Here is a 22,878-nt window from a genome sequence, read left to right as displayed (position 1 = left end):
GGACCTTCTAAACCGGCTGCCGGGCGCCGCCGGGCATCCTCTCTCCTCGTGGCGGCAGGGCACCCTGCTGATCGGGCTCGCGCTTCTCGCGGCATGCGGCAAGGGCGAGACCGAGCAGAAGCGGCAGCCGCCCCTGGTATCGGCGACAAAACCTGCCACCCACGTCTTCCGGGACGAGATCCAGGCTGTCGGCACCGCGCGCGCCAATGAGCAGGTGACGCTTGCCGCCAATGTGACCGAGCGGATCGAGCGGCTGATGTTCGATGACGGCATGTTCGTCCGGTCCGGCCAGTTGCTGGCGGTGCTTTCCAACGCGCAGGAACAGGCAGCATTGGCTGGTGCCCGCGCCAGCGCCACCGAGGCCGCCTCGCAGCTCGACCGCGTCAACAGCCTGTATGAGCAGGGCTTCGCCACGCGCGCGCTGCTCGATCAGCAGCGCGCCGCCCTGAGCGAGGCCCGGGCCAGTCAGGACGGCATCAAGGCCCAGCTTGGCGACCGCCTGATCCGCGCGCCCTTCTCCGGCTATCTCTCGCTCCGCACCATATCCGAGGGCGCCATCGTCAACAGCGGCACGCCGCTGGTGACGATCAGCGATCTCTCGCGCATCAAGCTGGATTTCACCGTGCCGGAAACGCAGCTGGGCGCCTTGCGCATCGGCCAGCCAATTCGGGCCTCCTCCTCGGCCTATCCCGATGACGTGCTGCAGGGCACGATCAGCACCATCGATCCGGTCATCGATCCGGCAAGCCGCGCCGTCATGGTCCGGGCGACGCTCCCTAATCCCGGCGCGCGGATCAAGCCCGGCATGTTGCTGACCGTCCGCATCGAGACCGGGCAGCGCACCGCGCTCGCCGTGCCGGAGTCTGCAGTGCTGAGCCAGGGTGACCGGCGCTATGTCTACACGCTCGACAAGGACCGCAAGGCCAAGCGGATGGACGTGCGCACCGGGCTGCGGGACAATGGCCTGATGGAAGTGAGCGGCCTGCCGCAGGATGCGCTGGTCGTCTCCGAAGGCGTGGTGAAGGTGGCGGAAGGCCGGCCCGTGCGTCTGGCCGAGGTCGAGAGCAGCAATAGCGCGCAGACTGAAGAGATCGCGCCCAAGGGCGCCGCCACGCCGGAAGCGCGGCCATGATCCTTTCGGATATTTCGGTGCGGCGGCCAGTGGTCGCCGCCGTGATGGCCCTGCTGCTCGCGATCATCGGCTTCGTCGGCTTCATGAACCTGTCCGTGCGCGAATATCCGGACACCGACCCGCCCATCGTCTCGGTCGAGACGCGCTATACCGGTGCCAATGCCAGCGTGATCGAGAACCGCATCACCCAGCCGCTGGAGCAGCGGCTTGCCGGCATCGAGGGGATCGAGACGATCAGCTCGACCTCGCGCGACGGCACTTCCAGCATCGTGATCGAGTTCCGCGCTGGACGCGATGTCGATGCGGCCGCCAATGACGTGCGCGACCGGGTCGCCGGCGGCGCGGCGGACCGTCCGGACGACGCCCTGCCACCGGAAGTGCGCAAGGTCGATTCCGATTCCCAGCCGATCATCTTCTTTGCCGTGATGGCGCCGGGCTGGGACCGCACCAAGCTCGGCGATTTCGTCTCGCGCGTCGTGGTCGACCGGCTCTCGACCATCGATGGTGTGGCGCAGATCGTCGAACTCGGCATGGCCAAGCCCGCCATGCGCGTGTGGCTCAATGCCGATCGGCTGGCGGCCTTTCGGCTGACGCCGGGCGATGTCGAGGCCGCGCTGCGCCGGCAAAATGTCGAGCTGCCCGCCGGACGGATCGAGGCGGAGGCGCAAAACCTATCGCTCCGCGTCCAGCGCGACTTCACGACCCCGCAGGACTTTGCCCAGCTTGTCATCGGCCGTGGCAGCGATGGCTATCAGGTGCGCCTGGGCGATGTCGCGCGTATCGAGGAAGGGCCGGAAAATCCCTATTCCATCTTCCGCTACAACGGCGAAACAGGCGTTGGCCTCGGCATCGTTCGCCAGTCAGGCGCCAACACGCTGGCGGTAGCGCAAGCCGCCAAGGCTGCGGTTGCGGAACTGAGCAAGAACCTGCCCGAGGGCGTCGAGATCCGCATGGGCGGCGACAGCACCATGTTCATCGACGAGGCCATTCGTGGCGTGTGGCACACCATCTTCGAGGCGGCGCTGCTCGTCACCATCGTGGTGTTCTTCTTCCTCGGCAGTCTGCGCGCGACGTTGGTGCCGATGATCACCGTGCCGATCTGCCTGCTGACGACCTTCGGCGTGCTGTGGCTGGCCGGCTATTCGATCAACCTGCTCACCTTGCTGGCGCTGGTGTTGGCTATCGGCCTTGTGGTCGATGATGCCATCGTCGTCCTCGAGAATGTCTATCATCGTATTGAGGAAGGCGAAGACCCGCTCTTTGCTGCCTTTTACGGCGCGCGGCAGGTCGGCTTTGCAGTCGTGGCCTCCACCATGGTGGTGTGCGCCGTGTTCGTGCCGGTGATGTTCCTCTCCGGCCAGGCCGGCTCGCTGTTCCGCGAACTGGCGGTGGCGATGATCGCCGCTGTCGGCGTCTCGGGATTCCTCGCCCTCACGCTGACGCCGATGATGTGCTCCAAGCTGCTCAAGGGCAGCCAGCGCGGCCGCCTGACCGCCAAGATCGACCGGTTGATGGAGCGGACGGAAAACGGCTATCGCAACGCGCTCGGCTCGGTGCTCCGCCGTCCCCTGCCGGTGATCGTCGCGTCCGTACTGCTGATTGCCGGCAGCGCGGTGCTGTTTCGCAGCCTGGATTCCGAACTCGCCCCGGCGGAGGACACCGGCGTGATCCAGGTCCGCCTCAACAGCCCGGAAGGGACGGGCTTTGCGCAGGCCGACAAATATCTGCGCCAGGCCGAAACGCTGGTCCTGCCCATGGTCGCCGAAGATGGGCCGGTGCGCGGCATGAACGCCCGCATCGGCGGTTTCGGTGGCGGCACCGACGATTTCAACAGCAGCAGCCTCTCGGTGTTCATGAAGCATTGGGACGAGCGCAAGGAAAGCTCGCAGAGCGTCGCGCAGGAGGTCAACAAGCGACTGGCAGGCCTGCCCTCCGTGCGCGGCAACGCCACCGTCACCAACCGCCTATCGCGCGGCGGCCAGCCGATCAGCTTCGTGATCGCCGGCACCAGCTATGAGGATCTGGCCGTCGCCCGCGACCGCATATTGGATGCGGCGCGCGACAACCCCGGCATCGTCAATCTCGACGCCGATTATGTCGAGAACAAGCCGCAACTGCTGATCGAGATCGACCATCAGCGGGCCGGTGACCTCGGCATTTCCGTCAATGACATCAGCCAGGCGCTGCAGACGATGATGGGGTCGCGCCGCACGTCGACTTATGTGCGCGACGGCGAGGAATATTATGTCGTCCTGCAGGCGGAATCCTTCAATCGCGACGATGAGGCATCGCTGGCGAAAGTCTATGTCCGCGCCGCCGGCGGCGCACTGGTGCCGCTCTCCAACCTGCTGATCGTCAAGCAGGCGGCGACGGCGCGCGAGCTGGGCCGCTTCAACAAGATGCGCGCCATTACGCTGAGCGGCGGCCTGGCCGAGGGCTATTCTCTCGGGCGCGCGCTCGACTTCCTCAATGAGCAGGCGCGCCAGTCGCCGGAAGTGACGGCGGTGGGTTATAAAGGCGAGAGCCGCAGCTTCATGCAGACCGGCACTTCGATCTGGATCGCCTTTGGCTTTACCGTGGTGGTGATCTACCTGCTGCTCTCCGCCCAGTTCGAGAGCTTCGTCCACCCGCTGGTGATCATTTCCGCCGTGCCGCTCGGCGCGGCGGGCGGCATTATCGGCCTGGCGGTGACGGGGACGAGCATCAACCTGTTCAGCCAGATCGGCATGATCATGCTGGTCGGCCTCGCGGTGAAGAACGGCATTCTGATCGTCGAATATGCCAATCAGTTGCGCGATGAGGGCCGGGATTTTCTGGTGGCGATCAGCGACGCGTCCGTCCGCCGCCTCCGGCCGATCCTGATGACCTCCATCGCCACGGTCGCAGGCGCTATTCCGCTGGCGATCGGCGGGGGTGCGGGCGCGCATGCCCGCTCGTCCATCGGCTGGGTGATCGTGTTCGGCGTCAGCATCGCGACGGCCATCACCCTGTTCGTAGTGCCTTTGCTCTACAGCCGGTTCGCGCGGGGCACATCCTCCCCCCAGACCGTCACCCGCCGCCTGCGTGCGCTGATGGGCAAGAACGGCAAGCCTAATGGGACCGCTCAGCCGGCCGAATGATCGGGCCCCGCTAGCCGGCCACGCCAGCGATCTGCGCAACACCCCAAACGCAAACGGCGCGCCACTCGATGACCGAGGGCGCGCCGCTAACGACGATGAGATCGTGATGGATCAGTCCATGGTCGCCATGCGCGCGTTGCTGTTGGACAGCTGCGCGATGCGGGTCTCGCTGACCTGCTTCATCGACTTGCGGCACTTGAAGTCCGGCGCCAGATCGGCGTTCACGCGGTTGCCCGGATTGCAGGCAGCGGCGATTTCACGAGCGACGCGACCGCGGAACTGATCGACGCTCTCGGCGTCGGCGAAGTTCACGCCGTCCGTGGAGACGCGCACTTCGACATTTTCACGGGGCTTGGCGAATCCGGCGCTCGAACCGACGAGCAGACCAGCCGCGACGAGGGCGGCGGCAACGATTTTCATGTCTGTTACTCCTGCAAACTCAATTTTTCTTTTCGGTAACTCTTGATGAAGTCAGGCTCGTGACGCTCACAAGGAGCGGTCCTGAACCTGTCCAGCGTTCTTGAGTGCGCTTGCCGTCCAGATAGGTCTGCGGGCGCTCACGGACAAGGCAAAATCGTCGCTGCGCCGCAGAAATCAGCCATTTTTTGATGTTGCACGGCAGGAAAGCCATGCGCCCCTTGCAAGGTCGTAGTACGCCAGGAGACAAGTTTTCACGCGGCGCTCACCTCGGGGAAGTCGCGCCGGCGGCGTTGTTCGATGGACTGCGCAAAATCGCGGCCGCGTTCCAACCACGCGCGGTGCGATCATCCGCCATCAAGTCAAATTTTCGCACGTTGTGGCGTGTGTTCAAATGTTTACGCCCATCGTCGACCGTCGCAGGGGCAACCCTGCAAAGTCGGTCGCGTTGCCTTGACCCTAGCCGTGCCCACCGGCGGTCTCAACGATGCCAGCCCGGACTAGACAGCGGACAGCCGAGATCACCGGTGCGTTGTGCATTTATGTGCAACTTTTTCTTACGCTGCATGGGCGAAATAAGCCGGCGAAATTATTTTTGCGGGCCACGCCATATTCGACCCCATATGGCGTCATTCGCCCGGATGATGCGCTCGTCGCTCGCGATTTTGCGCCGCCGTTTGTCGAGTCGCGCATCCACCCGGTTGTTTTGGATGGCGGCCTGATGCAAGGGAGAGGAGAACCGCAAACGCGGACAGACAGGCCCTTGGGGCAAGGACGACGGAACAGAGTCATGATAGCGACGGACAAGCCGATTGTGTTGTTTGGGGGTGGTGGTTTCGTCGGCCGCCACGTGGCGCAGGAGCTGCTGGCGAAGGGCTATCGCCTGCGCATCGCCCAGCGCGATCCGCGCCAGGCCTTTGCGCTGCGCACGCTGGGCGGCATGGGCCAGATCCAGTTTGCGGCCGTGGACATCACCCGCGCCGATCAGGTCGCCGCAGCCCTCACGGGCGCGTCCGCGGCGATCAACTTCGTCGGCCTGCTGACCGGCGACATGCACGCCGCGCATGTGGTGGGCGCACAGACCATATCCGAGGCGGCGGCGGCGGCGCGCCTTGAGGCGCTGGTTCACGTCTCCGCCATCGGCGCAGACGCTGCCAGTTCATCTGCCTATGGGCGGACCAAGGCCGAGGGCGAGGCGGCAGTCCGCAGCGCCTTCCCACGCGCGACCATCGTGCGGCCCTCGATCCTGTTCGGTCAGGACGACCAGTTCACCAACCGCTTTGCCCGCCTGATCGCCTCGGGATCGACCCTGCCCGGCCAGATCGTCCCGGTGATCCGCGGCGAAACGCGCTTTCAGCCCGTGCATGTGGTCGATGTCGCCCGCGCCATCGCGCAGGCCGCGACGCAACCCGAGGATCACGCCGGCCAGACCTATGAGCTGGGCGGCCCGGACACGCTCTCCCTGCGCCAGATCAACAACTGGATCGCGGCCGAGATCGGTCGCCCGTGCAGCTTCCTGCCCATCCCCGACGGTGTCGCCAAGGCACTGGCCATGCTGACCGGCTGGGCACCGGGCGCGCCGATCACGCGCGACCAGTTCGAGATGCTGCTGAGCGACAATGTCGTTGCGCCGGGCGCGGCGGGCTTCGAGCGGTTTGGCATCACCCCAGCCCCGATGGCGGCGATTGCGCCGGCCTGGCTGGAGCAATATCGCAAGCAGGGGCGGTTCGGCGTCACGGCACGGGCCTGACGACCATCCGTTGGGGGCACTGGCGCTCGCAGCGCGCCCCTGCCCGCCCGCGCCAGACACCTGCCTCGTTTCAAGGATTGCGCCCGCATGGATAGCAACGTCTTCACCGCCATTCTGCTGGGCATATTGGAAGGGCTTACCGAGTTTCTGCCCGTCTCCTCGACCGGCCATCTCATTCTGGCGAGCGAGTTGCTGGGCTTTACCGGCGAATCGTCGGTGACGTTCAAGATCGCCATCCAGTTCGGTGCCATTCTCGCCGTGATGGCTGTCTACTGGCAGCGCTTCTGGGGCGTGGGCACGGGCCTGCTGAAGGGCCGGCCGGACGATATCGCCTTCACCCGCAACGTGTTCCTCGGCTTTGCGCCGGCGCTGGTCATCGGGGTTCTCGCTTATGAAGCGGTGCGCGCCGCCATCCAGACCCCGATGATCGTGGCGGTCGCCCTCATCATCGGCGGCATTCTGATGCTGATCCTGGAGCGGATGGTGAAGACCGTGCGGGTCAAGTCCGTAGAAACCATGCCATTTACCACCGCGCTCGGCATCGGACTGATGCAGTGCATCGCGATGATACCGGGCGTAAGCCGGTCCGGCGCGACCATTTTGGGGGCGCTGACCATGGGCGTCGACCGCAAGACGGCGGCGGAATACAGCTTCTTCCTCGCCGTCCCCACCATGCTCGCAGCGACCGTCTATGCACTTTGGAAAGATCGCGCGCTGCTCAACGCCGACGATCTGGGGATGATCGCCATCGGTTTCGGCATGGCCTTCCTCACTGCGCTGTTCGTCGTGAAGGGCTTTGTCGCCGTCGTGACCCGCTACGGTTTCAAGCCTTTTGCCTGGTACCGAATCATAGCCGGGTCGATCGCACTCATCGCCCTTTTGATGCGGTAGGACCGGATCGGACCTATAAGGGGTTTAGATAACCTGTTCAAGCCCTAAAAAATGGCCGTGCGCCACATTATAGGTCAGCGATACTGTCCTTAATGTTGAGAAACGCGTGACTTCCGCGATTGTCGTCCCTATGTGCGGCGCCGAAAGGAAGGACCCCGCCCATGGCCGAGAATCCGATGCTCAAATTCGTCATTCGCCCGCAATCCTATCCGGAGAAGCGGTCCGCGAACGAACGCGCGCATGACTTCCATGAGATTTCGGACGGGTTCGAAACGCCCAAGGCCGAGGATCAGGCCGCGCGCTGCTCGCAGTGCGGCGTGCCCTATTGCTCGGTCCACTGCCCGCTGCACAACCACATCCCGGACTGGCTGCGCCTGACCGCGGAAGGTCGGCTGCGCGAGGCATATGAGCTCTCCAACATGACCTCCACCATGCCCGAAATCTGCGGCCGCATCTGCCCGCAGGACCGGCTTTGCGAGGGCAATTGCGTCATCGAATTTTCCGGCCATGGCGCCGTCACCATCGGCTCGGTCGAGAAGTTCATCACCGATACCGCCTGGGAAGAAGGCTGGGTCGAGCCGGTGCAGGTCGGCAAGGCAACCGGCTTCTCGGTCGGCATCATCGGCGCTGGCCCCGGTGGCCTCACCACGGCGGAATATCTGCGCGCGGCGGGGCATGAGGTGCATGTCTACGATCGGCACGATCGCGCCGGCGGCCTGCTGACCTATGGCATCCCCGGCTTCAAGCTGGAGAAAGAGGTCGTCATGCGCCGCGTCAAGCGGCTGGAGGATGCCGGCATCCAGTTCCACATGGGCTTCGAGGTCGGCAAGGACGCCTCGCTGGCCGAGCTGCGCGAGCGGCATGACGCGATCCTGATCGCAACCGGCGTCTACAAGGCGCGCGACATCAAGGCGCCCGGCGTCGGGACCACCGGCGTGGTCAAGGCGCTCGATTTCCTCACCGCCTCCAACAAGGCCGGCTTTGGGGATCATGTCCCCGCCCATGAGGATGGCTCGCTGCTCGCTACCGGCAAGGATGTCGTGGTGATCGGCGGCGGCGATACCGCCATGGACTGCGTGCGCACCTCGATCCGCCAGGGCGCCAAGTCAGTGCGCTGCCTCTACCGCCGCGACCGGGAGAACATGCCCGGCTCGCAGCGCGAAGTGCAGAATGCCGAGGAGGAAGGCGTCGAGTTCGTCTGGCTCTCCGCGCCCGTCGCCTTCGAGGGCACGGAGAAGGTCACAGGCGTGAAGATGACGCGCATGCGCCTTGGCCAGCCGGACGCTTCCGGCCGCCGCGCGCCGGAGCCGGAGCCGGGCAGCGAGACCAGCATTCCCGCCGATCTCGTCATCAAGGCGCTGGGCTATGACCCCGAGGATCTGCCGGTGCTATTCGGCGAGCCGGGCCTCGCCGTCACCCGCTGGGGCACGCTGCGCGTCGACCATCGCAACATGATGACCAGCGTCGATGGCGTGTTCGCCGCCGGCGACATCGTGCGCGGCGCCAGCCTCGTCGTCTGGGCCATCCGCGATGGCCGCGACGTGGCCGACCATATGCACAGCTATCTGCGTGCGCGGACGCCCAAGAAGCAGGCGGTGGCTGCGTGATGAGGCTGCCTTCACTCCTGCTAGCTGGCGCCTGCGCGCTGCTGCCACTCGCGCCGGCTTGGGCAGCGGATGAGACGGTTGCGCAGGCAACCAGCATTGATCCGGCGCGCCGAGCGGCAGCAGAAGCCTTCGCCTTATCAGTCGATCTAAAGGGACAGTTAGCGAGCGCAAACGAGATTGCCGCTGGCCAAATGGAATCCAGCATTCTCAGGCAATTGCTTGAAAGCAACCCGAAGGCACAGGAAGCGCGCGAGAAGGACCCGGAGCGATTTGAACGGATCATGACCGGCCTGCAATCAGCGCTAGCTCTGGAAGTTCGAAGATTAAACGCCGAGTTGGAACCCAGCGTCTATAGCGAGACGCTCGATATCTACGCGCGGACTTTCACCGAAAGCGAATTGCGGGAAATTCAGGGCTTTTACGCCTCACCACTGGGTCAGAAGCTGCTTGCAAAGCAGCCCGAACTCATGCGCGAGTGCATCGCCATGTCGCAGCGACTGATGATTGAGAAAATGCCGACCCTCTTCGTGCGTCTCAAGGAAACCATCGAGGCCAACGGTCTCGACTTCAAAGACGCCGGTAAAGATTGATGAAGAACAGGACCCAGCCCATGCAGAGCCAGACCCTGCCTGAAACTGAACGCGACCGGATCGCCCGTGAGGGCATGTATCGCCCCGAATTCGAGGGGGACGCCTGTGGTGTCGGCCTCGTCGCGGCGACGGATGGCAAGGCCTCGCGCCGCGTGGTCGAGAGCGCCATCGATGCACTCAAGGCCGTGTGGCACCGCGGTGCTGTCGATGCCGATGGCAAGACCGGCGACGGTGCCGGCATCCATGTCGATCTGCCGGTGCGCTTTTTCGACGATGCCATTTCCGCCTCCGGCCACAAGCCGCTGCCCAACCGCCTTGCCGTCGGCATGATCTTCCTGCCGCGCACGGATTTGGGCGCGCAGGAGACCTGCCGCACGCTGGTCGAGGCCGAGATCATCCAGGCGGGCTACCGCATCTATGGCTGGCGGCAGGTGCCGGTCGATGTCTCCGTCATCGGTGAGAAGGCCCAGCGCACCCGCCCCGAGATCGAGCAGATCCTCATCTCCGGCCCGATGCCCGAGGAGCAGGACGTCGCCGAGTTCGAGCGCGATCTCTATCTCGTGCGTCGCCGCATCGAGAAGAAGGTGATCGAGGCGCAGATCAACGATTTCTACGTCTGCTCACTCTCGTGCCAGTCGATCATCTACAAGGGCCTGTTCCTCGCGGAATCGCTCTCGGTCTTCTATCCGGACCTGACCGACGAGCGCTTCGAGAGCCGCGTCGCGATCTTCCACCAGCGCTATTCGACCAACACCTTCCCGCAGTGGTGGCTTGCCCAGCCCTTCCGGTCGCTGGCCCATAATGGCGAGATCAACACGATCCGCGGCAACAAGAACTGGATGAAGAGCCACGAGATCAAGATGGCGGCGCTGGCCTTTGGCGAGCAGTCCGGCGACATCAAGCCGGTGATCCCGGCGGGTGCGTCCGACACGGCCGCGCTCGACGCCGTGTTCGAGACGCTGTGCCGCGCCGGCCGCGATGCGCCGACCGCGAAGATCATGCTCGTGCCCGAGGCCTGGCAGCACAATGACGATGTGCCGCAGGCCCACCAGAACATGTACAACTATCTCGCCTCCGTGATGGAGCCGTGGGATGGCCCGGCCGCGCTCGCCATGACCGACGGCCGCTGGGCCGTGGCCGGCATGGACCGCAATGCTCTGCGTCCCCTTCGCTACACGCTCACCTCCGACAATCTGCTGATCGTCGGCTCGGAGACGGGCATGGTCGTGGTGCCGGAGACCACCGTGGTCAAGAAGGGTCGCCTCGGCCCCGGCCAGATGATCGCCGTCGATCTCGATGCCGGCCAGGTCTATGACGACCGCGCCATCAAGGACCGGATTGCCGGCGAGCGGCCCTATGCAGATTATGTGAAGGGCTTCCGCACGGCGGACGACCTCCCCGCCGCTGCTAACGACGCGCGCCCGCAGTGGGACCGCGCCGAGCTGGCGCGCCGTCAGGTCGCCGCCAACCTCACCATGGAGGATATGGAGCTGATCCTCAGCCCCATGGCCGAGGATGGCAAGGAAGCGGTCGGCTCGATGGGCGATGATGCGCCGCTCGCGGTGATCACCGAGAAGCCGCGCACGATCAGCCACTTCTTCCGCCAGAACTTCAGCCAGGTCACCAACCCGCCCATCGACTCGCTGCGTGAGCGGCATGTGATGAGCCTGAAGACGCGCTATTCGAACCTTGCCAACATTCTGGAGGAAGACCGCCAGAACAGCGAGGTGATGATCCTGGAATCGCCGGTGCTGCTGTGCGACGACTGGTCGCGGCTGAAGCGCTATTTCGGCAAGACGGTGGCGGAGATCGACTGCACCTTCCCCGCCGATGGTCCGCCGGATGCCCTGCGCGCTGCCATCAACCGCATTCGCGACGAGGCGGAAATCGCCGTGCGCGCTGGCCAGACCGAGCTGTTCCTCTCCGATGAAGCCATCGGGCCGGACCGCGTCGGCATCGCCATGATCCTCGCGGCGGCGGCGGTTCACACCCATCTCGTCCGCAAGGGCCTGCGCTCCTACGCGTCCATCAACGTGCGCACCGCCGAATGTCTGGACACGCATTATTTCGCGGTCCTCATCGGCGTGGGCGCCACGGCCGTGAACGCCTATCTTGCCGAAGCCTGCATCGCCGACCGCCATGCGCGCGGCCTGCTGGGCGACCGCAGCCTGGAGGCGTGCCTCGAGAACTTCCGTACGGCGATCAACGAGGGCCTGCTCAAGATCATGAGCAAGATGGGCATCGCGGTGATCTCCAGCTATCGCGGCGGTTATAATTTCGAGGCGGTGGGTCTTTCGCGGGCGATCGTGAACGATCTGTTCCCGAACATGCCCTCGAAGATCTCCGGCGAGGGCTATGCCTCGCTGCAGTATAACGCGCTCGTCCGCCATGAGGCGGCGTTCAGCAAGGCCGTCGCCACGCTGCCGATCGGCGGTTTTTACCGTCACCGGGCGGGCGGCGATGCCCATGCCTATTCGGCGCAGCTCATGCACCTGCTGCAAACCTCGGTGAACACGGACAGCTACTCGACCTACCTGCAATTCTCGCGGGGCGTCTCGGAGCTGCCGCCGGTCTATCTGCGCGATCTGCTGGAGTTCAACTATCCCGATCAGGCCGTGCCGATCGACGAGGTCGAGGCGATCACCGAGATCCGCAAGCGCTTCGTCACTCCCGGCATGTCGCTGGGCGCGCTCTCACCCGAGGCGCACGAGACGCTGGCCATCGCCATGAACCGGATCGGCGCCAAGGCCGTCTCCGGCGAGGGCGGCGAGGATCGCTCGCGCTTCCAGCCCTATGAGAATGGCGACAACGCCAATTCGAGCATCAAGCAGATCGCCTCCGGCCGCTTTGGCGTTCACGCCGAATATCTGGGCGCCTGCGAAGAGATCGAGATCAAGGTCGCGCAGGGCGCCAAGCCCGGCGAAGGCGGCCAGTTGCCCGGCTTCAAGGTGACCGAGTTCATCGCCAAGCTGCGCCACTCGACGCCCGGCGTGACGCTGATCTCGCCGCCGCCGCACCACGACATCTACTCGATCGAGGATCTGGCCCAGCTCATCTACGACCTCAAGCAGATCAACCCGCGCGCGCGGGTCTGCGTGAAGCTGGTGAGCCAGGCGGGTATCGGCACGGTCGCGGCGGGTGTCGCCAAGGCGCATGCCGACGTCATCCTCGTGTCCGGCAATGTCGGTGGCACCGGTGCCTCGCCGCAGACGAGCATCAAGTTTGCCGGTCTGCCGTGGGAAATGGGGCTGGCCGAGACCAATCAGGTGCTCACGCTCAACGGCCTGCGCCACAAGGTGAAGCTGCGCACGGATGGCGGCCTCAAGACCGGCCGCGACATCGTGATCGCCGCGATCCTGGGCGCCGAGGAATTCGGCATCGGAACGCTGAGCCTCGTCGCCATGGGCTGCATCATGGTCCGCCAGTGCCACTCGAACACCTGCCCGGTGGGCGTGTGCGTGCAGGACGAGCGCCTGCGGGCCAAGTTTACCGGCACGCCGGAAAAGGTCATCAACCTGATGACCTTCATCGCCGAGGAAGTGCGCGAGATCCTGGCGCGTCTGGGCTATCGCAGCCTGGATGAGGTGATCGGCCGCACCGAACTGCTCAAGCAGGTCAGCCGTGGCGCCGAGCATCTGGACGATCTGGACCTCAACCCGATCCTCGCGAAGGTGGATGCGGACGACGACAAGCGCCGCTTCAACCTGCCGACGTGGCGCAACGAAGTGCCGGACAGCTTGGATGCGCAGATGATCGCGGACGCGCAGGCGGTGTTCGAGCGTGGCGAGAAGATGCAGCTCACCTACACGGTGCGCAACACGCACCGCGCCGTGGGCACGCGCTTCTCGGCGCTGATCACCAAGAAGTTCGGCATGTCCACCCTGCAGGATGGGCACGTCCATGTCCGTCTGCGCGGCACGGCCGGCCAGTCGCTGGGCGCCTTCCTGTGCAAGGGCATCACGCTGGAAGTTTTCGGCGATGCCAACGACTATGTCGGCAAGGGCCTCTCGGGCGGCATCATTGCCGTGCGGCCGATGGTCTCCAGCCCCCTGGCGAGCCAGGAGAACACGATCATCGGCAACACGGTGCTCTATGGCTCCACCGCCGGGAAGCTGTTCGCAGCCGGTCAGGCCGGCGAGCGCTTCGCGGTCCGCAACTCCGGCGCGCAGGTCGTCGTCGAAGGCTGCGGCGCCAATGGCTGCGAATATATGACCGGCGGCACCGCCGTGATCCTCGGCAAGGTCGGCGCCAATTTCGGCGCGGGCATGACCGGCGGCATGGCCTTCATCTATGATGAAAGCCGCACCTTCCCGGCCCATGCCAATGCCGAGAGCATCGTCTGGCAGCGGCTGGACAGCGCCCATTGGGAAAGCGTGCTCAAGGATCTGGTCGAGGAGCATGTCGCGCGCACGGACAGCGACTGGGCCAAGTCCATCCTGCACAGCTGGGAGCGCAACCGCGATCACTTCTGGCAAGTCTGCCCGAAGGAAATGCTCAGCCGCCTCAAGCAGCCGCTGTCCGACAAGCAAGAGGTTGTCGCGGCGGAATGAAGACAAGACCCCCGGTGGTGACGCCGGGGGTTTTTCTCGACGGATGGCGAGTTAGACGTGCGGCGACGCGCCTTAGCGGTGGGTTCTGCTCATTCCTGCAGAAGCGGCGCGGCGATGACCGGCGCGGCGGCCAGACGCGCGGCGACCTTCGCCGGAGCCGGCTCCTGCACGCGCAAGGGCGCTGAGGGCGGCGAGACAGAAGCGCGGTCCGCCAGGGCTGGTCGCGTAGACTCCTGCAAGTCGACCGCCTCATAAGGCGGCAGCGGCGCATAATCCGCAGGCATCGGCTCCAGATAATCCCGGTGGCGGTTCAGGCCCGCATCGCATCCTTCACAATGGTAGCTGGACGGGCCGTCACGCATCGCTGCGCTTGCATAGGCGCGATCCTCGAAGGACGAGGACGTTTCCTCGGCGCCGGCCTCGCTCCAATACGCAGCCAGTTCGTCTGCACCGGTAGGGCGGCCTGCCCCATTTGCCGTGACGAAATTGCCGAGCACCACGCCGCCGGTTCCGCCCGCCAACAAGACGGCGCCGATAAACCCCCATGTGCGTACGCTGGTGTTCATGGTCCTGTCCCTATCAGATCTCGCCTTCTCGGGCACTCCGCCGTCGGGGATGCTGTCACTGGAACAAGTCCCCTCGCCGCCATTGGTTCCAGCGGTGCAAGTTTCAGCTATGATCGGCCTCGCTGGCGATTTAAGAGCCGCGCATGTGGCATCTCTATCAGTTTCCGCTCTGTCCCTTCTCGCGCAAGGTCCGCTTTCTCATGGCGGAAAAGGGCATCGTGTACGAAACGGTGCGCGAATCGCCCTGGGAAGGTCGGGATGAATTCCTCGATCTGAACCCCGCCGGCACCACACCGGTGATCGTGGCCGATGACGGCCATGCGACACTGGCGGACAGTCAGGCGATCTGCGAATATTTCGAAGAGACGGTGGACAAGTTCCCGCTCATCGCCGGCTCCGCGTTGGATCGTGCGGAAGTCCGCCGGTTGGTCGCCTGGCTGGACCAGATCGTCTATCGCGATGTCGTGGCGCCGCTGCTCAACGAGCGGATGATCAAGCGGGTCGTCTCCCGCACCTCACCCGATGCTGGGGCGCTGCGCGAGGCGATGCGGCGGGCCAACACGCATATGGATTATCTCGATTATCTGCTCGACCATCGCAGTTGGCTGGCCGGCGGAACGATGAGTCTGGCGGACATCACCGCCGCCGCGCACATCTCCGTCGCGGATTATCTCGGCGGCATCGACTGGGAAGGCCATGGCCAGACCAAGCGCTGGTATGCCGGCATCAAATCACGCCCTTCCTTCCGCCCGCTGCTGGCGGAGCGGATGGAGATCGTGACGCCGCCTAAATATTACGATCAGCCGGATTTCTGAGCGGGCTCAGTGCTCGGTTTCAGCCGCGATATAGACGCGGTTGCGGCCATGTTCCTTGGCCAGATACAGGGCGCGATCCGCGGCTTTGAGCGCATCGCGCGGCTCGGTATAGCCAAAGACATCCGCCACACCACCTGAGAAGGTCACGCGGTCCATGCGTTCGCCGGTCTTGCGGTCGACCAGATTGCGCTGCGCCATATCGATGCGCGCATCGTCCACCACCTTGGCGGCCTCCGCGACGGTCAACCCCCGGAAGAGCATGACGAATTCCTCGCCGCCGTGGCGCGCGACATGGCATTTATCCCCGGAAATCTTGGCGAGCAGGCCGGCAACGAACTTCAGCACCCGGTCGCCTGCATCATGGCCATGCGTGTCGTTGATGACCTTGAAATGATCGATATCGCAGAAGGCAACGCACAGGGATTCGCCGTCTTCGCGCGCCTTGACGGCTTCCTCGCGCAGCGTGTTTTCGAATGCGCGGCGGTTCGGCAGGCCGGTCAGATGATCCTGCTCGGCCGCCTTGCGGGCGCTCTCCAGGTTCTTCTGCAGCAGCCGCGTCTGCGTCTGCCCCTCCCGCATCTTGCTTTCGACTTCGCGCGTCTTCTCGATCATGCTGCGGGTGAGCAGAATGAGATTGCCCAGCGCTTCCCCGGCATCCGACTGCTCCAGCGAGGCGGCCTGCTTCTGCAAGGCGACGCCGAAATCCTTGGCGGACGTGCTGGACTGATCGACAATGCCGGTGATCTGATCAAGATTGGACTCGACCTTCTTGAGCATGTCGGCCAGCGTATCAGGGGTCAGTTCCTCGGCCCGCTGGTCGACGATGATCTGCTCGACCGCGCCATTGGTAAGCTTCCCCCGCTCCATCAGGATCGCGCGGACCGCCTTTTCCACGGCGATGTCGTTGCCGGTGATATAATCCAGCGCCAGCCCGAAGTTGAGCGGCGTCAGATCGAGATCATGGGCAAAGAGGAAGCTGCCGACTTCTTCATAGATCATCTTGCGCCGCTCGCTCTCGCGACGAAGATGCGCATTGCCCTCCTCGCGCCGAGCCCCTTCGACGACGTGCGCGTTTTCGGACGCACCTTCCGTGATGCCCAGAATGCGGCCCAACCGGGCCAGCTTCCCACCAAAACTCTCAGACGGCACTTGCGCGGCAGACATGCCTGATCTCCTCCAACGCGGCCCTTCTAGCCGGCTGTGGTAAACAAAGCTTTGAAGGTGACGGGCTGAATTGCGACTGAAATGCAAAAAGCTGTCAGGCGGTCAGACCAGATCGCCCAGCAGCAATTTGGGCCGGCTGCCGCTTTCGCCGCGCGCTTCCGCCATGAACCGATCCTTGAGCGGACCGAGCTTCTGCACGGCGGACAAGCCCAGCCGACGGATCGCCGAGACCGGCCGGCCCGGCACATCGAACAGGCGGACGAGGCCGTCCATCATGATCGTCACGCTCAGCGCATCCAGCGCCCGCCAGCGCTGGTAGCGGGCGAGCAGTTGCGCATCGCCAGGCTCCATGCCGGTGCGCATGCCTTCCACGATCACCTGGGTGAGCGCCGCGACGTCACGATAGCCAAGGTTGACCCCCTGGCCGGCGATCGGATGGATGCCGTGGGCAGCGTCACCCACCAGCGCCAGCCGCTCATCGATGATCCGGGCAGCGCGGTGATAGCCAAGCGGATAGCTCTGCATGGGCGCCGCGAGGCGGATGCGGCCGAGGAAATTCCCCATCCGCTTTTCCGCCTCCCCCAGCCAGGCGTGCTCGCCGAGCTTGAGATAGGCCGCCGCGTGCTTTGTCGGCACCGTCCAGACGATGGCCGAGCGATTGCCCGGCAGCATCGGCAGCAGCGCAAACGGCCCGCCCGGATAGAAGATTTCATAGGCGGTGTTGCCGTGCGGATCATCATGCTCAATGGCCGTGACCAGCGCGGTGTGGGGATAATCCCATTTCGCCACTGTTATGCCAGCCGCCGCACGCGTCGGGCTGCCCCGGCCTTCCGCGCCGACGAGCAGGCTCGCGCCGATCTCGGCGCCGCTCTCCAGCCGCACGCGCACGCCATGCGCATCCCGCACTGTCTCCACGGCCCGGTCGGGCTGGAAGCGCACTATATTGGCCGCGTCCGCCGTGGCCTCGATCGCGGCCCGCAGCTCGCGATTCTCGACCATGAAGCCCATGGCGCCATCATCGGAATCGGGCGCGAAATCGAGCGCGCCGCCGGTCAACCCCTCGCTCACCCAGATCCGATCGATCGGGCAGGTCTTGCCGGCGAGGCGCGGCGCGATGCCGATGGCCTCGAACTGGCGCCAGCTTGCCGAGGAAATTGCGGAAGTGCGTCCATCGAAACTTTGCGCCGGTACGCGCGCGGGCGCCGCCGGATCGACAATGGCGCTGCGCACGCCATGGCGTTCGAGTGCGACGGCCAGCGTCAGCCCAACAAGACCGCCGCCCAGAATGATGACATCATAGCGTTGCATCGGTCCATTCTAGCGAGGCCGGAGGGCGAAGGCGACTGCCCATTGGAGAAAAGCCCGCGCCCACCAAGACCGGGCTGGTCTCCGCTCACATCAGAAGGCGAGTTGCGCGCTGTCCATGGCCGCAATGTCTGCGGCGCGACGGTAACGGAACACCGTGGCCGGCGGCACGTTGCGCACGATGGTGCCGATCCGCTCCACGCCCAGATCGAGCGCATCGGCGACCGACTCGGCCAGCGGCGGGCGCGGCGAATAAGTGAACTGGATGAACGCGCCGCCCGGGCGCAGCAGCCGGAAGGCCTCGCCGACGATCGCGCTCTGCAGGGTCTTGCTCATCGCCAGCAGCGGCAGGCCGCTGATCACGCACTGATAGGCACCCTCGCCGCCCGTGCATTGGCCGAGCACGGCCTGAGCCGGCGCCTCGATGATCGAAACGCCCGCAAAATCGCGCCGCAGGTTGCGCGCAAAACCGGGATTGATCTCAACCACTTCCAGATGCGTGCGCGGCAGGCCGGTCGCGAGAATCTGGCGGGTGAGCGCACCCGTGCCGCCGCCGAACTCCATGACGAGACCGCCTTGAGGGTCGATCTGCGAGGCCATCAGCCGGCCAAGATGCGGGCTGCTCGGCACGATGGAGGCCGTCTGGCGCGGTTTGCGCAGCCAGGCGTGCAGGAATTTCAGATAATCCCCGGCGCTTGACCGACGATCGGTCAGTGCGGAACTCTTGCTCGCCATCGCCCCTCGCTCGCTTGTCACGGAACCGTCTCACTAGTGCGCCGTGGGGGCGCTGGGAAGAGGCAAGATGGGGGTGATCGATCGGCTTTGTGCGCCGCTCGTCCTGAAAAGCACAGGGACCGGCTGGTCAGTGCGTCACATGCCGCACGGCCGCGAGGAGGCGGTCCGGATCGAACGGCTTGACCAGCCAGCCCGTCGCGCCGACTGCCCGCGCCCGGGCGCGCTTTTCCTCGCTATATTCAGTGGTCAGCACCAGCACCGGCCGGTCGACATGGCGCCTGCCCTGCGCCCGCAACGTCTCGATCAAGCCAAAGCCATCGAGCCGGGGCATGTTGATGTCCGTGATGACCAGATCGGCCTCATTGGCCTCCAGCCAGTCGAGCGCGGCCTGGCCGTCCTCGGCCTCGACCACCTCATAGCCGCCGCCGGTCAGCGTCATGCGCAGCAACGCCCGCATGCTGCGGCTGTCATCGACTGTCAGAACCTTCGGCATGTGCTTGTGCGACCTTCTGCCCGTTCGAGCGAAGGCACGCCATAAGGGTGGCAGCGTTTACAAATCGTCGACAGCGCAGACCGACGACGGCCCGGCCCGGTCAGATCTCGGCGTTGATCACCCAGTCGTGGAACATGCGCACCGCGCGCTTTTCCATGGCTTTCGGGCGGCAGACGAAGAAATAGCGATAGGGGCTTTCGACATGATAATCGAACAGCCGCACGATCCGGGGGTCATGCGCTTCCTTGAAATGGCGCCCATGCATCGCGGCGATGCCGAGTCCCTGCGCCGCCGCCTCCAGCATCAGCGCACCCGAATCATAATAGTCGATGGACGCCGGCGTCAGATTGGGCAGGCCGACCGCTTCCTTCCACACGTCGAACGTCGCCGACATGTCGCGGTGCACCAGCAGGGTCTGGCGGGCGATGTCCTCAGGGCGCGTGACCGGCCGGGGGCCTTCCAGCAAGGTTTTTGATCCGATGAGATAGACAAGGTCCCGATCCAGTTCGCGGCCGTACAGCGAGGGATCGACATCCCGCGCCAGCACGATGGCGGCGTCCAGCCCTTCACCCAGCCGCGCGATGGCATTGGGGCTGGTATCCACGTCCAGATGCAGATCGGGATGCTGCTTGTGTAGCTCGCCCAGCCGCGGGAACAGGCGCTGGCTGGCGAACAAGGGCAACATGCCCAGCCGCACCCGCATCGTCCGCGCGCCGCCGGTAGCACTCTCGATAGCCGCACCTAGCGCATCGAGGGCGGGCGCGATCTCCTTGATCAGGGCATGGCCGTTCTGATTGAGTTCCAGCTGCTGGTGTTTGCGCTCGAAGAGGTTGTAGCCCAGAAATCGCTCGAGCGCCTGGATGCGGCGGCTGAGCGCGGGGGCTGACAGAGCCAGTTCCTCCGCTGCGGCCTTTACCGAGCCGGTGCGCGCGACCTGCACAAAAGCCTCGAGGGCGGTGAGAGGGGGAAGCCTGCGCATCGATGTTAACGGGACCCAAGTTTATGCTGCATTGCACAACTATGCCGCAAGCGTTCAGCCGACGCCAGCGCGTTTTGAGCCTTTGTTATCTCAACGCTGTCCGCGACGCGCCGCCAGCCGCCACAGCCGTTCGACAGGCCCCTGCCCCATCGATCGCCGCCAAAGGACCGACCAGGCGAGCATTACGGTCCACATCGCCAGCACGACCAGCAAAAGCTGCGTCCGCGTCAGCCCCCCGAACAGCCCTCCGCCATAGCCGTAGAACAGGCCGGTCATCAGCAGGCTGGTGAGCAGGTAATTGGAGAGCGCCAGCCGGCCAATCGTTGCAATGGCCCGAACCAGCGGCGCCTGCGGATATTGCGCCGCCAACCCCATCGCCAGCGCGGCCAGAGCGACGGCCAGGGGCAGACGCAGCGGCACCGACCAGCCGAACAAGGCTGCCTGGGCCGCGAGCGGATCGCGCGACAGCAGCACCCAGATGCCAAGGCCCGCCATCGGCACCAGGCCGACCAGCATCGCCCGGTGCCATGTCGCGCGATATTGGGGGACCGGCCACTGGCCCGCCATGAAGCCGCCCTTGAGCATCGCCATGCCAAGCGCGATGAAGGCCAGACATTCGGGCCAGGAATAGAGAATCTGATTGAGCGCCGTCCGCGGCGCGGCGCCGATCCGCTCGGCAAAAATGCCGGCATAGCCACCGGTATAGAGCGCGATCTCATTGGCAACCGCCCGGCTCGCGCCCATGCCGGCCGAGTCCGCATAGGCCTGCCAATGCTCGACGATGGTTGGTGCGGCTCCCGGTGCCAGCGCTGCCGCGCGGAGCGAGAAGGCGGGCCATACTGCCACCAGATTGATCACCCACTGGAACAGCAGCAGCGCCAGCGCGAGCTTGATGAGGCCGAGCGTCTCGAACCGGATGAACAGGGTGGCGATCAGGCCGCACAGGGCCAGCTGGACGAGGATATCGCCCGACCAGAGCAGCAGATAATGCGCTATGCCGATGGGCAGCAGCCACAACATCCGCCGACGATGCGCCTGCAGCCCATCCCGGTCGTTCATCTCCGCCGACTCGATCACCAGCAGGATGGACGCGCCCAGCAGCATCGCGAAAATCGCGCGCATCTTGCCGTCGATCAGCAGGAAGGTCGCGAACCAGGTCGCCAGATCCGCCGGCCCCTGCGTCCCCACCGTAAACGGGTTGAAACCCGCTGCAGAGGGCAGCCCGAAGGTCATGATATTGCCGAGCAGAATGCCCATCACGGCGCACCCCCTCAGAAAATCCAGTCCCTCGATCCGAAAGCCCTCATCGGCCATGCGCTGTGCTGTCCCGGTTGCGGGCCGGGCGCATGAGCGGGCCGGCGCCTTGTTCGATTGGTCGTTGCTCTATCGCCTTTTGGCGTGACGTCCACCCCAAGCTGGTGCATTCGCGCGGCGATGGTCAGCGACTGCAAGACACGCATCGGCGCCGCATTCGGCGCGGCGGCGCCCCGCTATGAGGGCGATGCCGGCGTGCACCGCCATGTCGCCATGCGCCTGCTCGATTTTGCGACGGGCGGCACCGATACCGGTGCGCGCGATCCGGCAACCGTGCTGGAGATCGGCTGCGGCACCGGCCTGCTGACGCGGCTGATTGTGGAGCGCTGGCCCAATGCGGCGCTCACTGCCACCGACATCGCGCCCGGCATGATCGCGGCGATACGTGAGGCCGGCAGCCCGGCGCGGCTGCTGGTGATGGATGGAGAACGCCCGGATCTGGGCACCGAGCGCTTCGACCTCATTCTCTCCAGCCTCGCCTTCCAGTGGTTCGAGGATTTGCCGGCAGCCCTCGCCCGCCTGCACGGCCTTTTGGCGCCGGGCGGGAGCCTGTGCTTCGCCACGATGGGCGCCGAGAGCTTCAGTGACTGGCGCGCAGCCCATGCGCGCGAAGGGCTGGTCTGCGGTCTGCGCGACTATCCCAGCCGCGATGAGGTGGCCGCGATGGCGCAGGCTTTGGGCCAGTGCGATCTTGCCGAGGAGCTGATCCCGCTGCCCGCGCCCGGCGGGCTGGCGCTGGCCCGGCATTTCCACGCCATCGGCGCGCGGGTGCCCCAGCCCGGCTATCGCCGCCTCGCGCCCACTTCGCTCCGCCGCGTGATGGCGCGGTTCGATGCGGATGGCGGGGCTTCAAACTACCACATCATCTATGGCAGGCTGTGGCATGACTGATCGACCGACCCTGCGCAGGGCAGTAGCCGAGGATGCCAAAGCCTTGGCGAGGCTGAAGCTCACCTGCTTTCGCGAGACCTTTCTGGAAGACTTCGCGGTCCCCTATCCGCCCGATGACCTCGCCCGGTTCGAAATCGAGGCCTATGGCGCGCAGGCCGTCGCCCGCGAACTGGCAGACCCCACCCACGCCAGCTGGGTGTGCTCTACGGTTGCCGGAGAGCTGGTCGCCTACGCCCATGCCGGGCCGAGCAAGCTGCCGCACCCCGAGGTCACCGCGCACTCCGGCGAACTCTATCAACTCTACGTCCGTCGCGGCCATCAAGGGTACGGGTTGGGAGGCGCCTTGCTGAAAAGCGCGCTGGATTGGCTTGCAGAGCGCTATCCGGGGCCAAGCTGGCTCGGCGTCTGGTCCGGCAATGACCGGGCGCAGGCGGTCTACTCCGCCGCCGGCTTCCACAAGGTCGGCGATTATCTGTTCCATGTCGGTGACCACCGCGACGAGGAATATATTCTGCGCCGCGACTGAAAGCGATGCAGCGTTTCTGCCGCCCGACGAACCG

At 65.2% G+C, this 22,878-nt stretch carries 19 protein-coding genes; 10 read left to right on the top strand and 9 right to left on the bottom strand.

The genetic code is table 11. From position 1 onward, the window contains the following. Positions 1-64: 64 nt before the first annotated feature. Positions 65-1,132, top strand: a complete 1,068-nt coding sequence (locus tag M2342_RS04530; RefSeq protein ID WP_264579984.1) for an efflux RND transporter periplasmic adaptor subunit — start codon at positions 65-67, stop codon at positions 1,130-1,132. Next, a complete protein-coding gene (locus tag M2342_RS04525; protein WP_264578206.1) occupies positions 1,129-4,251 on the top strand; it encodes an efflux RND transporter permease subunit in 3,123 nt (1,040 codons plus the stop codon). The genes M2342_RS04530 and M2342_RS04525 overlap by 4 nt, the downstream gene beginning before the upstream one ends. A 111-nt stretch (positions 4,252-4,362) precedes the next feature. Here M2342_RS04525 and M2342_RS04520 read toward each other — a convergent pair whose 3' ends face one another. Both M2342_RS04520 and M2342_RS04515 read right to left on the bottom strand, forming a co-directional pair. Next, positions 4,363-4,671, bottom strand: a complete 309-nt coding sequence (locus tag M2342_RS04520; protein WP_264572066.1) for a UrcA family protein — start codon at positions 4,669-4,671, stop codon at positions 4,363-4,365. Positions 4,672-4,690: 19 nt separating this feature from the next. Next, on the bottom strand, positions 4,691-4,882 hold the full coding sequence (locus M2342_RS04515) for a hypothetical protein (protein ID WP_264578205.1): 192 nt from the start codon (positions 4,880-4,882) through the stop codon (positions 4,691-4,693). A 576-nt stretch (positions 4,883-5,458) separates the two neighbouring features. On the opposite strand from M2342_RS04515, the gene M2342_RS04510 reads away from it, so the two are divergent. The 5 genes from M2342_RS04510 to gltB all read left to right on the top strand — a co-directional run bounded on the left by M2342_RS04510 (position 5,459) and on the right by gltB (position 14,056). After that, complete coding sequence (locus M2342_RS04510) at positions 5,459-6,418, top strand: complex I NDUFA9 subunit family protein (protein ID WP_264578204.1); 960 nt, start codon at positions 5,459-5,461, stop codon at positions 6,416-6,418. A gap of 87 nt (positions 6,419-6,505) precedes the next feature. Next, positions 6,506-7,309 carry an undecaprenyl-diphosphate phosphatase gene (locus tag M2342_RS04505; protein ID WP_264578203.1) on the top strand — a complete coding sequence of 268 codons (804 nt, stop codon included), beginning with the start codon at positions 6,506-6,508 and terminating at the stop codon, positions 7,307-7,309. 161 nt (positions 7,310-7,470) lie between these two features. Continuing rightward, the gene (locus M2342_RS04500) at positions 7,471-8,916 is read left to right on the top strand and encodes an NAD(P)-dependent oxidoreductase (protein WP_264578202.1); all 1,446 of its coding nucleotides are present in this window, start codon (positions 7,471-7,473) and stop codon (positions 8,914-8,916) included. Next, the gene (locus M2342_RS04495) at positions 8,916-9,506 is read left to right on the top strand and encodes a DUF2059 domain-containing protein (RefSeq protein WP_264577538.1); all 591 of its coding nucleotides are present in this window, start codon (positions 8,916-8,918) and stop codon (positions 9,504-9,506) included. The genes M2342_RS04500 and M2342_RS04495 overlap by 1 nt, the downstream gene beginning before the upstream one ends. Before the next feature lie 20 nt (positions 9,507-9,526). Further along, positions 9,527-14,056: a glutamate synthase large subunit gene (gltB, locus tag M2342_RS04490; RefSeq protein ID WP_264578201.1), complete on the top strand. Its 4,530-nt coding sequence runs from the start codon at positions 9,527-9,529 to the stop codon at positions 14,054-14,056. Positions 14,057-14,145: 89 nt separating this feature from the next. Here gltB and M2342_RS04485 read toward each other — a convergent pair whose 3' ends face one another. Beyond that, positions 14,146-14,622, bottom strand: coding sequence for a hypothetical protein (locus M2342_RS04485; RefSeq protein ID WP_264578200.1), 477 nt, complete (start codon positions 14,620-14,622; stop codon positions 14,146-14,148). Between the two features lie 143 nt (positions 14,623-14,765). On the opposite strand from M2342_RS04485, the gene M2342_RS04480 reads away from it, so the two are divergent. Beyond that, positions 14,766-15,437 carry a glutathione S-transferase family protein gene (locus tag M2342_RS04480; RefSeq protein ID WP_264578199.1) on the top strand — a complete coding sequence of 224 codons (672 nt, stop codon included), beginning with the start codon at positions 14,766-14,768 and terminating at the stop codon, positions 15,435-15,437. Between the two features lie 6 nt (positions 15,438-15,443). On the opposite strand, the gene M2342_RS04475 is transcribed toward M2342_RS04480, so the two are convergent. The 6 genes from M2342_RS04475 to M2342_RS04450 all read right to left on the bottom strand — a co-directional run bounded on the left by M2342_RS04475 (position 15,444) and on the right by M2342_RS04450 (position 21,427). Then, positions 15,444-16,601, bottom strand: a complete 1,158-nt coding sequence (locus M2342_RS04475; RefSeq protein ID WP_264578198.1) for a sensor domain-containing diguanylate cyclase — start codon at positions 16,599-16,601, stop codon at positions 15,444-15,446. 102 nt (positions 16,602-16,703) lie between these two features. Next, entirely contained in the window at positions 16,704-17,909 is a 1,206-nt protein-coding gene (locus M2342_RS04470) for an FAD-dependent monooxygenase (RefSeq protein ID WP_264578197.1), read from the bottom strand. A 90-nt stretch (positions 17,910-17,999) separates the two neighbouring features. After that, a complete protein-coding gene (locus M2342_RS04465; RefSeq protein ID WP_264578196.1) occupies positions 18,000-18,641 on the bottom strand; it encodes a class I SAM-dependent methyltransferase in 642 nt (213 codons plus the stop codon). A gap of 127 nt (positions 18,642-18,768) precedes the next feature. Then, the gene (locus M2342_RS04460) at positions 18,769-19,134 is read right to left on the bottom strand and encodes a response regulator (protein WP_264578195.1); all 366 of its coding nucleotides are present in this window, start codon (positions 19,132-19,134) and stop codon (positions 18,769-18,771) included. 100 nt (positions 19,135-19,234) lie between these two features. Continuing rightward, positions 19,235-20,113, bottom strand: coding sequence for a LysR substrate-binding domain-containing protein (locus M2342_RS04455; protein ID WP_181558738.1), 879 nt, complete (start codon positions 20,111-20,113; stop codon positions 19,235-19,237). Positions 20,114-20,203: 90 nt separating this feature from the next. Then, positions 20,204-21,427 (bottom strand): DUF418 domain-containing protein, encoded by a 1,224-nt coding sequence (locus tag M2342_RS04450; RefSeq protein WP_264578194.1) that lies wholly within the window; start codon positions 21,425-21,427, stop codon positions 20,204-20,206. A gap of 84 nt (positions 21,428-21,511) precedes the next feature. On the opposite strand from M2342_RS04450, the gene M2342_RS04445 reads away from it, so the two are divergent. Both M2342_RS04445 and M2342_RS04440 read left to right on the top strand, forming a co-directional pair. After that, positions 21,512-22,318, top strand: coding sequence for a methyltransferase domain-containing protein (locus M2342_RS04445; protein ID WP_264578193.1), 807 nt, complete (start codon positions 21,512-21,514; stop codon positions 22,316-22,318). Then, positions 22,311-22,844, top strand: a complete 534-nt coding sequence (locus tag M2342_RS04440; protein ID WP_264578192.1) for a GNAT family N-acetyltransferase — start codon at positions 22,311-22,313, stop codon at positions 22,842-22,844. Before M2342_RS04445 ends, M2342_RS04440 begins: the two co-directional genes overlap by 8 nt. Positions 22,845-22,878: the final 34 nt, after the last annotated feature.

The sequence above is a fragment of the Sphingobium sp. B8D3A genome (assembly GCF_025961995.1).
Taxonomy (GTDB): domain Bacteria; phylum Pseudomonadota; class Alphaproteobacteria; order Sphingomonadales; family Sphingomonadaceae; genus Sphingobium.
This window is presented reverse-complemented; position numbering and strand designations above follow the sequence as displayed.

Coding starts and splice junctions, on each gene's coding strand:
- M2342_RS04505 (WP_264578203.1), top strand. CDS start 6,506: ATGGATAGCAACGTCTTCACCGCCATTCTGCTGGGCATATTGGAAGGG.
- M2342_RS04440 (WP_264578192.1), top strand. CDS start 22,311: ATGACTGATCGACCGACCCTGCGCAGGGCAGTAGCCGAGGATGCCAAA.
- M2342_RS04470 (WP_264578197.1), bottom strand. CDS start 17,909: ATGCAACGCTATGATGTCATCATTCTGGGCGGCGGTCTTGTTGGGCTG.
- M2342_RS04465 (WP_264578196.1), bottom strand. CDS start 18,641: ATGGCGAGCAAGAGTTCCGCACTGACCGATCGTCGGTCAAGCGCCGGG.
- M2342_RS04525 (WP_264578206.1), top strand. CDS start 1,129: ATGATCCTTTCGGATATTTCGGTGCGGCGGCCAGTGGTCGCCGCCGTG.
- M2342_RS04515 (WP_264578205.1), bottom strand. CDS start 4,882: ATGGCTTTCCTGCCGTGCAACATCAAAAAATGGCTGATTTCTGCGGCG.
- M2342_RS04450 (WP_264578194.1), bottom strand. CDS start 21,427: ATGGCCGATGAGGGCTTTCGGATCGAGGGACTGGATTTTCTGAGGGGG.
- M2342_RS04520 (WP_264572066.1), bottom strand. CDS start 4,671: ATGAAAATCGTTGCCGCCGCCCTCGTCGCGGCTGGTCTGCTCGTCGGT.
- M2342_RS04475 (WP_264578198.1), bottom strand. CDS start 16,601: ATGTCTGCCGCGCAAGTGCCGTCTGAGAGTTTTGGTGGGAAGCTGGCC.
- M2342_RS04510 (WP_264578204.1), top strand. CDS start 5,459: ATGATAGCGACGGACAAGCCGATTGTGTTGTTTGGGGGTGGTGGTTTC.
- M2342_RS04485 (WP_264578200.1), bottom strand. CDS start 14,622: ATGAACACCAGCGTACGCACATGGGGGTTTATCGGCGCCGTCTTGTTG.
- M2342_RS04455 (WP_181558738.1), bottom strand. CDS start 20,113: ATGCGCAGGCTTCCCCCTCTCACCGCCCTCGAGGCTTTTGTGCAGGTC.
- M2342_RS04480 (WP_264578199.1), top strand. CDS start 14,766: ATGTGGCATCTCTATCAGTTTCCGCTCTGTCCCTTCTCGCGCAAGGTC.
- gltB (WP_264578201.1), top strand. CDS start 9,527: ATGCAGAGCCAGACCCTGCCTGAAACTGAACGCGACCGGATCGCCCGT.
- M2342_RS04500 (WP_264578202.1), top strand. CDS start 7,471: ATGGCCGAGAATCCGATGCTCAAATTCGTCATTCGCCCGCAATCCTAT.
- M2342_RS04495 (WP_264577538.1), top strand. CDS start 8,916: ATGAGGCTGCCTTCACTCCTGCTAGCTGGCGCCTGCGCGCTGCTGCCA.
- M2342_RS04460 (WP_264578195.1), bottom strand. CDS start 19,134: ATGCCGAAGGTTCTGACAGTCGATGACAGCCGCAGCATGCGGGCGTTG.